A 12697-nucleotide genomic window follows, 5' to 3' on the forward strand; every position below is an offset into this window, starting at 1 on the left:
ACAAATTAACTTAAACTACCAACAAATCAGTCTAGCACTCACAATACTTACAAAAGTTTATTATATTTATCAATGGACGTAATCCTAATATTTACGCATCGCTTAAGGATAAATGAAGAGCTGAATTTTTATTATACTACTGCTCTTATTTTTAACTGAATAAGCAATTATAAAAATACAAAACACTAAAATGACAATAGAAAAACCTGATAATTTAGTTGAACTTTTTGAGTCGGCTGCAGAAAAATTCGCTAACAATAGACTTTTTGGTACAAAAGACATAAAGTCCGGAGAATTTAATTGGATTACCTACAGCGATGTTTCCAAACGTGTCGATAATTTCAGAAGTGCATTGGCTTCTTTAGCTATCAAAAGTGGTGAGGCTGTTGGAATTATTTCGAATAACCGAGTAGAATGGGCAGTAGCAGCTTTTGCAACTTATGGATTAGTTGCGCGATTTGTTCCAATGTACGAAAGTGAAAATCAAAGTACTTGGGAATATATTGTTAAAGATGCAGGCGTAAAATTTTTATTGGTCTCCTCCCCTGCTATTTATGAGAAAATAAAACATTTCAAAGACAAAATAGATTCATTAGAACATATCTTCATTATTGAAACAACTGGAGAACAAAGTATGAGTCACCTTGAAATTATAGGTGAAAAGAATATTATTCCTTCCATAATTCCAAAAGCGAGCGATATTGCCTCACTTATTTATACATCGGGAACCACTTCAGATCCAAAAGGAGTTTTGCTTACACATGGAAATTTTTCTTCCAATGCAAGAGCAGGATATAGACGCTATATTAATCAGCTCAATCAAACTTCAGTAAGTTTATCAATTTTACCTTGGGCGCACAGCTATGGTCAAACCGCTGAATTGTACAACTGGTTATATTTTGGAGGATCGATTGGATTTATGCACAGCATGGATACACTTGCAGATGATTTTGTAAAAGTAAAGCCAACATTCGTCATTGCTGTTCCACGTGTTTTTAATAAAATCTATGCTGGAATTCATCAAAAAATGGAAGAAGAAGGTGGTTTTAAGCTAAAACTATTCAATAAAACATTAAAAGCAGCCAGAGCATATCGCCTTAAAGAAGGTAAAGTTGGATTGGGTACAAAACTAATGTATGGAATTGGAAATAAACTTGTTTTATCGAAAATAAGAGACCGCTTTGGAGGTAAATTAGAGGGAAGTATTACTGGAAGTGCTCAAATGAATAATGAAGTAACGAGTTTCTTTGCCGACATTGGTGTTGGGGTTTATAATTGCTACGGATTAAGCGAAACTTCTCCTGCAATTACAATGAATAGTCCAGAAACAAATAGAATTGGAAGTGTTGGAAGTGCTTTAGAATTTATTGATATCCGCATTGACAAATCCATGGTTGACGATGATAGCGAAGACGGTGAAATACAAGTAAAAGGACCAAATCTTATGGTAGGTTATCACAATAAACCAGAGGAAACAAAGGAGGTTTTCACTGATGATGGTTGGTTAAGAACTGGAGATCGTGGAAAATTAGATAAGGATGGGTTTTTGTATGTCACAGGTCGATTCAAAGAACAATACAAACTTGAAAACGGAAAATATGTATTTCCATCAGCTATTGAAGAAGACATTGTTTTGTTGCCTTATGTGGAAACAGCAATGATTTATGGTGATGGAAGAGCATTTAATGTTTGTGTTATCGTTCCAGACCAAGCCGTTTTACGCAAGACAGCACAACATCTAAATGTAAAAACAGATGTCGCTCAATTGATTCACTTACCTAACGTTCAAGAATTTATTGGAACTGAAATAAGAAAAAGTTTAAAAGAGAAATACGGTGGATATGAAATTCCAAAAAAATTCATTTTCACAGATGAGTCTTTTACAGTTGAGAACGGATTATTGACACAAACTTTAAAATTAAAAAGACGATTGGTAATTGAGAAATATAAGGAAGAAATTGAGGGATTGTATAAATAATTACGAATTGGGGAATTACATACTTTGCAACTGGATACCCATATTTAAAAGAATTATGAGCTAAGAGTTTTACTTTCTTTTTTGGCCACCATTTCCGCCTGCAACCTTTAGTTTATTTGTTCTTTTTGGCAAACAATGCTATTTAAGTGAGCTTCACAAGGTCTCTACTCAAATTAGCTTGTCTGCAATCAAAAACAACTGCATAAAGCTATCAGTCTCCGTCGGGGTGGGGTTTTAGACTTCGAATTTACATTTATGAAAACTCAAAACATTTATGCTTCTCATCAAAGATTTACAAAATTTTAAAAAGTCAATGAAAGACTAAGAAAAAATGTAAATTTATTGGATAGAAATAGATTTCTAGCAATAGACATGACAATCTTTGACAGATTAAAAAGTCATAAGCCTATTATAAAAGAAACGAACCATGGAAAACAAAATCTCACTAATAATTCAAGCAGACGAATTATTGAAACTATACCCATCAAAAGATTTAATTCTCGTTGATGCAAGAAACGAAGAAGCTTACCAAAAAAGTCATTTAGACACTGCTGTATTTGTAGACTTAAATTCTGACTTAGCAGATATTAAAGAAGACTTTGCTATTGGCGGTAGACATCCATTGCCCGAAATTGAAAATTTTGCTGAAACTTTAAAGAATATCGGGATAACGAAAGAGAGCCATATTGTCGTTTATGATGACAAGAATGGAGCAAATGCTTCAGCGAGATTTTGGTGGATGTTAAAATCTATTGGTCATGAGAAAGTTCAAGTTTTGAATGGCGGATTGCAACAAGCTATAAAAGTTAATTTCCCCATAAATGATAAAACCGAAACTCCAAAAGTAGTTGAAGATTACAATTATGAAAACTGGAAATTAAAGATTGCGGATATGGCCGAAGTGGAAAGTAACTCCCTAAATGAAAACCATATAATAATTGATGTACGAGAATCAAATCGGTACAAAGGAATTAGTGAGCCAATTGATTTAATTGCTGGTCATATTCCGGGCGCAATAAATGTTCCTTTCTCCACTAATCTAGCCGAAGATGGACAGTTTTTATCACCTGATTTATTAAAGCAAAAATATCAGAAATTATTTGGCGATATTAAATCCGAAAACGTAATTGTTCACTGTGGTTCTGGTGTCACAGCTTGTCACACACTTTTAGCATTAGATTACGCAGGATTAGAAATCCCAAAACTATATGTAGGTTCTTGGAGTGAATGGTCGAGAAATAATAAAACCATTGCTACAGAGGAATGAGCAAATAATTGTTTATTCTGGTTTGCAAAAAACAATAATGAATCGCAATAATGTAAAGGAAATAATTCAAAGAAAAGCGCTTACAAAATTGTTTCAAAAGATGGAAAGTAACTTTATATAGGCATGAATTTTATTCCTCAAGAGATGAAAAGTGATTTAGATAAAGAACTCTTGAAAATTGGGAATTAATTAAATTATTTTAAGCACTTCAAATCAACTTTTATTTAAACTCCACTTGTTAAAGTGCAACAATAAAAATATTTTTACTTTACTTAAATAACCTTCGAAATATTAAAATTCAAGATGGCCAAACCGAAAAATAATTCAAGTAAATCAATACTTGAAAAGAATTGGATGACAAAAAGCTTAGAAGCTTTGGAGAAGGATTATTGGGGAGCGCCTGATTCTGATAGTCACTTGGTAAAAACTTGTCATCAATTAAGAAAAAAGCAATTAAAGGATTTTGAAACTGAAGATTTAAGAATAATGATAGGTCAAAACATTGGGCTTCCTTATTTGATACCATTAGCGATTGAAGCATTACAAGAAAACATATTAATCGAAGGTGATTTTTATGAAGGCGATTTGCTGAAATCTGTTTTGACAAGCGACGTAGACTATTGGAAAGACCATAACGACAAATGGATTCAAGTAGGTGTTCTATTTAATAAAAACATAGAATTGATTAAAAATAAAGCCCGAGAATATGATACAGCAAGAGAGATTCTAAAAGAATTTAAAGATTTTGAGAAGATTAATTAATTGTATCTCCCCTATTAATAAAGTTTGAAAAAATCCAATACCTAAATACCCCCAACCACCTTTAACCTTTAATATATCTTTTCCTTATTTTATATTTGAAAATCCTATTCACCTTGTTCTTTCAATGCTGCACAATACTCTGTTGTAAAAGAATCTAACAAATCAATAATGTCGTGAATATAATTCTCAACATCTTCTAATCTGTCGTAACCAAATTTTTCATGAATTCTTTGGTTAAATTCTTTATCGTATGGAATGTGATGTAATACCCCGCCTAAAAGCGATTCTGATGGTCCAATTATCTTATCGTCTTCGTAAACATAAATAAAAAAATGTAAAATTCCATGGCTCATAATTATATTATAAGTAACCTTAAAACCATCAATCTCTTTTGAAATCAGATGAGATCCTTCTCCTCTATACTTATAAGAATGCCCTTCTATTTTCTTCATTATGCTTTTCATTTCAGGCACCTTATGAACCTTCCTTTCAGGTGCGGTTCTGACGTATTTATCTTTTATTTTCAAATACCTATCAGCAAAATTAATTTTTAGGTAAATGTTTTTTTCGAATTCTTTAATCATATAATTTGTTTTTAGATATATTAATTATTCTGCTTCAAAAACAAGCTTGATTTTGTAATCATCTGCTAGTTTTTGAGGCAGAATAATTGAAGCTCAATCCAAGAAGAATAACTCTGTAAAACATCAAAATCCTATTTACCTTGTTCTTTCAATGCTGCACAATACTCTATTGTAAAAGAATCTAACAATGCGATAATGTCATGAATATAATTCTCAACATCTTCTAATGTATCATGACCAAATTTTGCTTGAATCTTTTGATTAAATTCTTTATCATAAGGAATTTCATGCAATACCCAACTTATATGCGATTCTGATGGTCCAATTATCTTACCGTCTTCGTATACATAAATAAAAAAATGTAAAATTCCACGGCTCATAATTATATTATAAGTGACCATAAAGCCTTCAACCTCTTTTGAGATTAAGTGAGATCCTTCTCCTCTATACTCGTATGAATGATTTTCTATTTTTTTCATTATTTTTTTCATTTCAGGTACCTTATGAACCTTACTTTCAATTGCGCTGCTAACGTACTTATCTCTAATTTTCAAATACCTCTCAGCATAATTAATTTTTAGATATATGTTTTTTTCGAATTCTTTGATCATATTTTTTGTTTTTAGAATTAAAACTAATGAATTTGACTCAATTAAACATCCTAAACCACTTTTAACCTTTAATATATCTTTTCCTTATTTTAATAGCGTAATTTTGCGGCGTTGAACTGGATTTATGTAAAAATCAATCCTATATCTCGAATTAACGAGATTCAACTTTTTAAAACATTACAATTACTAATTATATGAATTGTCTATTAACTGGAGGAGCTGGAATTGTTGGAAGTCACATCATTTTTGAATGGGTGCACAAAGCACTTGTTGAGAAAACTGTTAACCATCTTTTTGTGGTGATAAGAGACAGTGAGAAATCTGCTCAACAACGATTAATCGATATTCTACAAGATAAATCTCGTCCGGTTTTTTTAGATCAGTTTTCTTTGGAGGAATGCTTGGAAAAAGTAACCGTTCTTTCTCAAGACTTATCTACAATTTCTCAATCAGTTTTGGATAATTACGATTTCGATACTGTTATTCATTGCGCAGGTTCAACGAGTTTATTAGACACTAAAGAATCAAAAGAAAAGGTTCATACACAAAACTTCTTGGTTACAAAACAACTTTTGGAGCAGTTACCAAAATCTGTTTCTCGTTTTCTTTATATCAGTACTGCTTATTCATTTGGAATTCAAGATGGAAAAGTAAACGATTCAATTGGAAATTATGATGTAAGTGATTTTAGAAATGCTTACGAGAAATCCAAATATGAAAGCGAGCATTACGTAAAGAAAACTTGCGAATTGAAAAGTATTCAATATCAAATTTTAAGACCAAGTATTATTTGTGGTCGACTGTTAGACAAGCCATATTATGAAACACCAAAGTTTGATGTATTCTATTCTTGGGCTATATTTTTGGATAAATATGCAGGCAAAAAAGTGGACAATTTCAGAATTTGGATTGACAAAAAGAGTGGTTTAAATATCGTTCCGGTAGATTTCGTTTCCAAAGCAATTTTATATGCTTACTTGAATCCAGAGATTAAGGAATTGAACATCGTAAATCCTAAACAAATATTGCACAAAGATTATGTTGGAGATGTTTTAGAATCTTTCAATATCAACTCTTATGAATATGTTGAAGAAATGCCTGAGAATCTGAATACTTTTGAGCAATTGTACTATAAAAGTATTGGTGGACTTTTCGAAAAATATGTTTCTATTCCAGATTTACAATTCAAGTCCGACCAGATTTTAAAACTCATAGAACAACTTAAATTGGATATTACTTTAGGAGTTCATGAAAATTTTATGAATCTGATTAATTTTTCAGTAGAGAAAAAGTTTAGAAAGAGTTATTAGAATTCTTTGTTCTTGTTTTCATTTCAGGACAATTAGCCTATTTTGAATTCGCATTAAATGAGCTTCTCATTAAAAATCAAACTATATCCAATTGAATAACATTCTTCTAAAGAATAAAACTACATTTAGAAAAATTAGAATCAAATATTATGTCTGAATTAAAAGAAAAGAAGAGAAAAATGTCAATAGTTATCCGATTCATCTTTGGAGTTTTTCTGCTCTTTTTTGGATTCGATCACTTCTTTAATTACATCCCATTTCCAGAGATGGCACCCGAAGCCACGGCATATTTCGGGAATTTATCTTCAACTGGTGCTATGCAATTAGTCGGATTAGTTGAAATAGCAGCAGCTTTGGCCTTCATTTTAAACAAATATGGCGCGCTGATGGCTGTTATTTTAATGAGTGTTTCGGTAAATGCTGTACTTTTTCATATTGCCTTGGATTTACCTAAAATATTTGGTGCACTTACCCTTTTAGGCTTTAACATCATCATGCTTTATATCTATAGAAGACAATATGTCTCCTTACTGAAAGCTTAAACCAAAGTATTTAAACGAACTCATTTTCAAACCATTAACAAAATTAATTGTAAATTCATCGTTTAAACGCTATAAAAACGAGAGTAATGCACCTTGAAGCTTCGAGAATCAGACTCTAAAAAACAATTAATATGAAAACCTTAAAAATTATTACAAGCTTAGTTGGACTTTTGATGATCTCGACACTTTCAATAGCTCAAACAGAATCTAAAGACAACCTAAATGGCACTTATGGTGAAGCTTTCATTCATCAGTTGATTTTAAATGAGGATCAAACCTTTCATTATATTCGAGTAATAAATGACAAAAAAACAGATGTTACTGGAAAATGGTCTGTGATTGATGAAGAAATCAATTTAATCGATTCGTCAAATGACAAGAAGGTACTTACAAAATGGAAAGTTAAAAACAATACCAGCTGTTTGAAATCTAAAAAAGGATTAGCCACTTATACGCTTTGTAAAAAGTGTGAATAGATTTATGCATACTTAAACTATTGAACAATCTATGCTGAATCCAAAACGCATTTTTCTGATTGACGCTTTCGGTGCTTTACTGACGACAATATTATTATTTAGTGTTTTAGCACAATTAGAACAATATTTTGGAATGCCAAAAGACGTTCTTTATCTATTGGCCGGAATAGCGTTCGGACTATTTATTTACTCTTTGAGTTGTAATCGTTTTGTAAAATCCAATTGGAAACACTTTTTGAGAATATTAATCATTTTCAACAGCATTTATTTGTTGCTTTCCATTGGATTAATAATTAAACATTCTGAATCGCTGACTGTACTTGGATGGATTTATTTCATACTTGAATTTATTGTAATCGGAGTATTGATTACTTATGAGCTGAATTCATTAAAGAAAGAAAATTCAATACATTAATAGTTGTTAAATTATTCATCCAACTTCACACAACTAGTTGGTAATAATATTTGGATGCAGTAGATTTAACAAGATTAAAAGCTTGCTTAATTTGAATACATTCCTCAACACAACAAAAATGGCTAAAATAGTTTTAAATAATATAAAAGAAATCAGTCAAGAGGTTGATTTGATTATTGCAGGAAAGCAGAACTTTATTGATAATAAATTAACTTTCAATAGATTAAACTCGATATCTCCGAAAGAAATTTCTTATGCTGATATAGTAATGACTTGTGACACAATTTTAAAAATTGCTGTAACAACCAATAAGCAATTAAGAGAAATTGAAAAGAACTTTTGGCGCTATATAGATCGTCTTCCAATTGCAATATTGATGGAATACGGTACGGATATTCAAGAGAATGAGGAGTTACTTTCTCACACTGATTATGATAAAGAGTTTAAGAAGCTAATTTCCAGAGTAGCAGGACTAGCCATGGATATATTGGCTTTGGAAGATAACAAAACGAAGGCCAGTGAAATTCGCAGGAGTGGTTCTCTGAGCCTATTGGGCAATATTTCAACACATTACAATATTCCGAATATCAAAAAGGTATTTGTTGAATCAATGAAAAGTAGTAATCAAGAGGAACAATATGAAGCATTAATAGCATTGGATAATTATTTCTCCTATTCAGAAGAGGCTATCGGAGCACATATATTAAAAATTATAGAAGAAATAAAAGGTAAAACTGATAAGAAAAAGATTTTCTCTATTTGTTTAAGTATCCAGATTAATACTGGGTTGATTGATGAAACATCAGCAGAATTTGAAATTGAAGATTGGGAAGATTTATATTGTGAAAATGAAGATCAAAACTGGGAGGAAGATGGATGGGATGAAAATAAAGATTAAGTCGAATGAGTCAATTAAGGATTAATAATCGCCTCTTTCTTCTTCATAAATCGCTTCATCAACCAAGCAATTATCAAAGTAGTAAAGAAAGAAAAACTTCCATACAACACCGCGATCAATGAAAGTCCATCGATTTGAATTACATTATTTGCTAAGAAAATAGCCAATGCAGAGTTCTGAAGTCCCATTTCTATGGCTATCGTATATTTTCCTTCGTGATTTATTCCTGCGGCTCCAGAAGAGAAGAATCCAACAAACATAACCAAGACGTTTAAACAGAGTGCTGGCAACAATAAATCCCAATATTCAACCAAAGATTTATCTCCACTTTGTTTTTCGTTGATCAAGACCAATAAAAACACAACGAACATAATTCCAGGCAAAATAAAGCGCAGTGGTTTTCTAATTTTTTCGACAATAATTGGGAAATAATGTCGCGCTGCCAATCCGGTTAAAACAGGTATAAACACTGTTAATGCTACATCTCTAAAGGTATCTAACATGGAAAGGTTAATCTCTCGACTTGATGTCCAAAAAAGTGAAAATGCAAGATCAAGAATAAATGGTATTGTCAAGATGATTAGAAAGCTATTGAAAGCCGTCATTGAAACGGATAGCGCTACTCTACCGTTCAACATGTAGGTGACAATATTAGAAGAAGTTCCTCCGGGACATGCTGCTATTAAAATAATTCCTAATTGATAAATGGGATCTAGATCAAATGCAAAAGCAATTCCAAAGCCAATAAGTGGCATAAGAATCAACTGTCCAAACAATCCAAAAAGAACCGCTTTTGGGGAAATAAGAACACGCTTGAAATCACTTACGGTGAGTCCTAGACCAATTCCAAACATTATCACAGCAATCGAAACTGGCAATAAATAGTCTAGGAATGTCTGCATTTACATAAAAGGTTAGTAAGCTTTTTTGATACGGTCCATTGCTCTTTGATCGTCTTTTTCTTTCAAATCATGACGCTTATCGAATAGTTTTTTACCTTGTGCTAAAGCAATTTCTACTTTTGCATATCCAGTTTCATTGATAAAAAGTCGGAGAGGAATGATGGTAAAACCTTTGGTCTTCATTTTTTTATCCAGCTTATTGATTTCTTTTCGATTCAATAATAATTTTCTATCGGCTTTGGCTTTGTGTTGGTAAAATGATGCGTTTCCATATTCAGCAATGTGCATATTTCGAAGAAAAACTTCGTTATTTTCAATCACACAAAATGCCTCAAGAATACTCGCTTTACCTAAGCGAATACTTTTAATCTCCGTTCCTCCCAATTGAATACCCGCAACGTACTTGTCAAGTAGCTGATATTCAAAACGAGCACGTTTGTTAACTATATTTATTCGATTTTTATTTGTTGACATATTTAACTTCTCTTGTTGAAACTAGATGATCTAAATCAATCTGATTTAATCGTATTACCCCAAAGTAAAAGAAAATAATTGTAGTTGTCATCAAAACATGACTTAAATCTTCCTTATTAAACCAAAGATGTGGATTGAGTTGCATCGTGAATATAAAAATGGAAGGAATAAGAACTAAAACTGCGTAAACAGTATATTTAAATGATGTTAAACCTTTTCTCCAATAGTAAATCCCGAATCCCATGCAAAAGAATAAATAGGTAATTGTTGCATCAGCCATTACAAAGACAAATGACTGTAATGAAAGCGCTAGAGACGTAAACACGATAAACTTCACATAAAGTAAACGAATTAAACCTTTGTATAATTTCGGATTAATTACGTTTAAGCTAATCATTGCTTTTCCTGCGTAGAATGCTGAAACCAATCCTAAAGTCCAAGTAGGAAATTTTCCATAAACACCAGTATAATTAAAGAACATGTGTCCGAATCCGCTAAAAAATGTGCTCAAACCAAAAAACAAATAAAACAATTTCCAATTCTTCTGAAAATTAGTTTCCGTTATTTTCATTTTTGAGTAAATGATAAAACAGGTTATTGCAATCAACATATTTGTTACCAAGGCCATTGGCTCCTGCAGACATAACCCCATAAATTCAAAGGGTAATTTCTCAACTGGAATGCCACATAAATTTTCCATATTCTTCAATAAGTCGGCAAAAATAAGCAATTCTAATTGAAATAATTACTCTAAGACAATTCTGTGAGACAAATCATTGTTTTTTCATTAATCCAACACTCAATTTTCGTCAAAAAACATTCAAATTCAAGAAAAGCTAACTAACTTTGTCGCTGTGGATTTACCTTCAAAATATTTAAACGAAGCTGTTGAACAGTTTGCTTCTTTGCCAAGTATTGGAAAAAGAAGTGCTTTGCGATTGGTACTTGACCTTCTAAAGCGTTCTCCAGAAGAAATCGATCGTTTCTCTAATGCTATTAAAGGTATAAAGGAGAATATTGTTTACTGTGAAAGTTGTGGAAATATTTCGGACAACAAAGTATGTGTGATTTGTTTAAATCCTGCCCGAGAGCACAGAACAGTTTGTGTAGTTGAAGATATTCGCGACATCATGGCTATTGAAGCGACAAGAAGTTATAGGGGAATCTATCATGTTTTAGGTGGTGTAATTTCTCCTATGGATGGACAAGGCCCTGAAGATTTGAATATCCCTACTTTGTTGAAAAAAGTTCAAGATGATAAAATTGATGAAATCATATTTGCTTTGAGCTCAACAATGGAAGGTGATACGACTAACTTCTATATCTACAAAAAAATATCACCTTCAGATATAACCGTAACAACCTTATCAAGAGGAGTCTCAGTGGGTTCAGAATTACATTATGCCGATGAATTAACTCTGGGAAGATCTATTCTCCAAAGACTGCCTTTCGAATCGACGTTTAATCATAAATAGTTTTTTCGGTTCTACCACTATTTTAATGGGAACTCATACAATATGGATTCTAAAATATTTATCAATAATTATTCATTCCTTAAATAACTAGCTCCAGAGGAGCGACATATTAATAACCAAGTACACTAGTTTACTTGGTTATTAATAAACAAAAAACAAACCCACCGAAATCGGCATAATTGCATGCAATTATGCCGATTTCGGTGGGTTTGTATAGAGATGGATTTCATTCATCTCTACTAATATGTCGTTCCTCTGGAACTGAAAATATTAAACCTTTGTATTGCAGTTATTTGAACTCAAAAATGGAAACATCTATATAAAACTAGATTTGATCAAATGGAAAGGTTAATGGTTTAACCATTAAAATCAGGGTAGAACCGTCCTTTCAAAAACAACTTCACAATTCTATATTTATTGTATATAAATGTTTGAAGTTTTAATGAAAACTTTTTTCAAAATTTGAATCCACAAAGTTTTATAAAATTCTTACTCAATTCGTATTTTGTAAATTTAAAAACCCTATATTGTGTTATCAAATTAAAGGTAATTATTTTACTTTTTATTACTAACCGAACGTTTGCAGCGTTCATAAAATAATTAACATGGAAGTATTATTTAACACAGACAACAACATTGAAGGTAAAGAAAGAATCGAGGCTTACTTTACTAAAAAAATAAAAGAAGATTTAAGTCGATTCGATGACAAAGTAACGCGAGTTGAAGTTCATCTTTCTGATGAAAATGGCGACAAAGGAGGAGCAAATGATAAAAAATGTGTTTTGGAAGTACGTCCTCAAGGTTTAAAACCAGTTGCAGTATCAAGTCAAGACGATACTATCGAACAAGCAATTAGTGGAGCAACAAAAAAAATGATCAGTAGTTTATCCTCATTATTAGGGAAGTTACAAAGTCATTAAGAATTTATAGATATATTAATGAAGGACGTTCAAATTGGACGTCCTTTTTTTTTTGGGGATGATTTTTCTAATTCTACAATTTA

The 12697-nt window shown here is 31.7% G+C and carries 15 protein-coding genes; 10 read left to right on the forward strand and 5 right to left on the reverse strand.

The window, feature by feature from the left end; translation table 11 throughout:
- The first annotated feature begins 190 nt into the window (after positions 1-190).
- From ERX46_RS15835 to ERX46_RS15845, 3 genes are all read left to right on the forward strand, one after another.
- Entirely contained in the window at positions 191-1978 is a 1788-nt protein-coding gene (locus ERX46_RS15835) for an AMP-dependent synthetase/ligase (protein WP_130094842.1), read from the forward strand.
- Between the two features lie 427 nt (positions 1979-2405).
- Positions 2406-3245: a sulfurtransferase gene (locus ERX46_RS15840; RefSeq protein WP_130094843.1), complete on the forward strand. Its 840-nt coding sequence runs from the start codon at positions 2406-2408 to the stop codon at positions 3243-3245.
- A 303-nt stretch (positions 3246-3548) separates the two neighbouring features.
- Positions 3549-4007 carry a contact-dependent growth inhibition system immunity protein gene (locus ERX46_RS15845; RefSeq protein WP_130094844.1) on the forward strand — a complete coding sequence of 153 codons (459 nt, stop codon included), beginning with the start codon at positions 3549-3551 and terminating at the stop codon, positions 4005-4007.
- A gap of 104 nt (positions 4008-4111) precedes the next feature.
- On the opposite strand, the gene ERX46_RS15850 is transcribed toward ERX46_RS15845, so the two are convergent.
- Complete coding sequence (locus ERX46_RS15850) at positions 4112-4591, reverse strand: hypothetical protein (RefSeq protein WP_130094845.1); 480 nt, start codon at positions 4589-4591, stop codon at positions 4112-4114.
- A 131-nt stretch (positions 4592-4722) separates the two neighbouring features.
- Positions 4723-5202, reverse strand: coding sequence for a hypothetical protein (locus ERX46_RS15855; RefSeq protein WP_130094846.1), 480 nt, complete (start codon positions 5200-5202; stop codon positions 4723-4725).
- 194 nt (positions 5203-5396) lie between these two features.
- Here ERX46_RS15855 and ERX46_RS15860 point away from each other — a divergent pair, with 194 nt between their 5' ends.
- The 5 genes from ERX46_RS15860 (at position 5397) to ERX46_RS15880 (ending at position 8843) form a co-directional block, all read left to right on the forward strand.
- Positions 5397-6512 carry an SDR family oxidoreductase gene (locus ERX46_RS15860; protein ID WP_130094847.1) on the forward strand — a complete coding sequence of 372 codons (1116 nt, stop codon included), beginning with the start codon at positions 5397-5399 and terminating at the stop codon, positions 6510-6512.
- A 149-nt stretch (positions 6513-6661) separates the two neighbouring features.
- Positions 6662-7054: a DoxX family membrane protein gene (locus ERX46_RS15865; protein ID WP_130094848.1), complete on the forward strand. Its 393-nt coding sequence runs from the start codon at positions 6662-6664 to the stop codon at positions 7052-7054.
- A gap of 131 nt (positions 7055-7185) precedes the next feature.
- Positions 7186-7530, forward strand: coding sequence for a hypothetical protein (locus tag ERX46_RS15870; protein WP_130094849.1), 345 nt, complete (start codon positions 7186-7188; stop codon positions 7528-7530).
- A 31-nt stretch (positions 7531-7561) separates the two neighbouring features.
- Positions 7562-7945, forward strand: a complete 384-nt coding sequence (locus ERX46_RS15875) for a hypothetical protein (protein ID WP_130094850.1) — start codon at positions 7562-7564, stop codon at positions 7943-7945.
- Between the two features lie 118 nt (positions 7946-8063).
- The gene (locus ERX46_RS15880) at positions 8064-8843 is read left to right on the forward strand and encodes a hypothetical protein (RefSeq protein ID WP_130094851.1); all 780 of its coding nucleotides are present in this window, start codon (positions 8064-8066) and stop codon (positions 8841-8843) included.
- 14 nt (positions 8844-8857) lie between these two features.
- On the opposite strand, the gene ERX46_RS15885 is transcribed toward ERX46_RS15880, so the two are convergent.
- From ERX46_RS15885 to ERX46_RS15895, 3 genes are read right to left on the reverse strand one after another with little or no spacing between them, the layout of a single operon-like run.
- Positions 8858-9745 (reverse strand): bile acid:sodium symporter family protein, encoded by an 888-nt coding sequence (locus tag ERX46_RS15885; RefSeq protein ID WP_130094852.1) that lies wholly within the window; start codon positions 9743-9745, stop codon positions 8858-8860.
- A gap of 12 nt (positions 9746-9757) precedes the next feature.
- The gene (gene smpB, locus ERX46_RS15890) at positions 9758-10219 is read right to left on the reverse strand and encodes an SsrA-binding protein SmpB (RefSeq protein WP_130094853.1); all 462 of its coding nucleotides are present in this window, start codon (positions 10217-10219) and stop codon (positions 9758-9760) included.
- Positions 10206-10919, reverse strand: a complete 714-nt coding sequence (locus ERX46_RS15895) for a DUF6962 family protein (protein WP_394345123.1) — start codon at positions 10917-10919, stop codon at positions 10206-10208. Before ERX46_RS15895 ends, smpB begins: the two co-directional genes overlap by 14 nt.
- Positions 10920-11073: 154 nt before the next feature.
- On the opposite strand from ERX46_RS15895, the gene recR reads away from it, so the two are divergent.
- Together recR and ERX46_RS15905 are read left to right on the forward strand one after the other, a co-directional pair.
- On the forward strand, positions 11074-11694 hold the full coding sequence (gene recR / locus ERX46_RS15900) for a recombination mediator RecR (protein ID WP_130094855.1): 621 nt from the start codon (positions 11074-11076) through the stop codon (positions 11692-11694).
- A 605-nt stretch (positions 11695-12299) separates the two neighbouring features.
- Positions 12300-12614: an HPF/RaiA family ribosome-associated protein gene (locus ERX46_RS15905; protein ID WP_130094856.1), complete on the forward strand. Its 315-nt coding sequence runs from the start codon at positions 12300-12302 to the stop codon at positions 12612-12614.
- Positions 12615-12697: the final 83 nt, after the last annotated feature.

Source organism: Brumimicrobium glaciale (assembly GCF_004152935.1).
Taxonomy (GTDB): domain Bacteria; phylum Bacteroidota; class Bacteroidia; order Flavobacteriales_D; family Crocinitomicaceae; genus Brumimicrobium; species Brumimicrobium glaciale.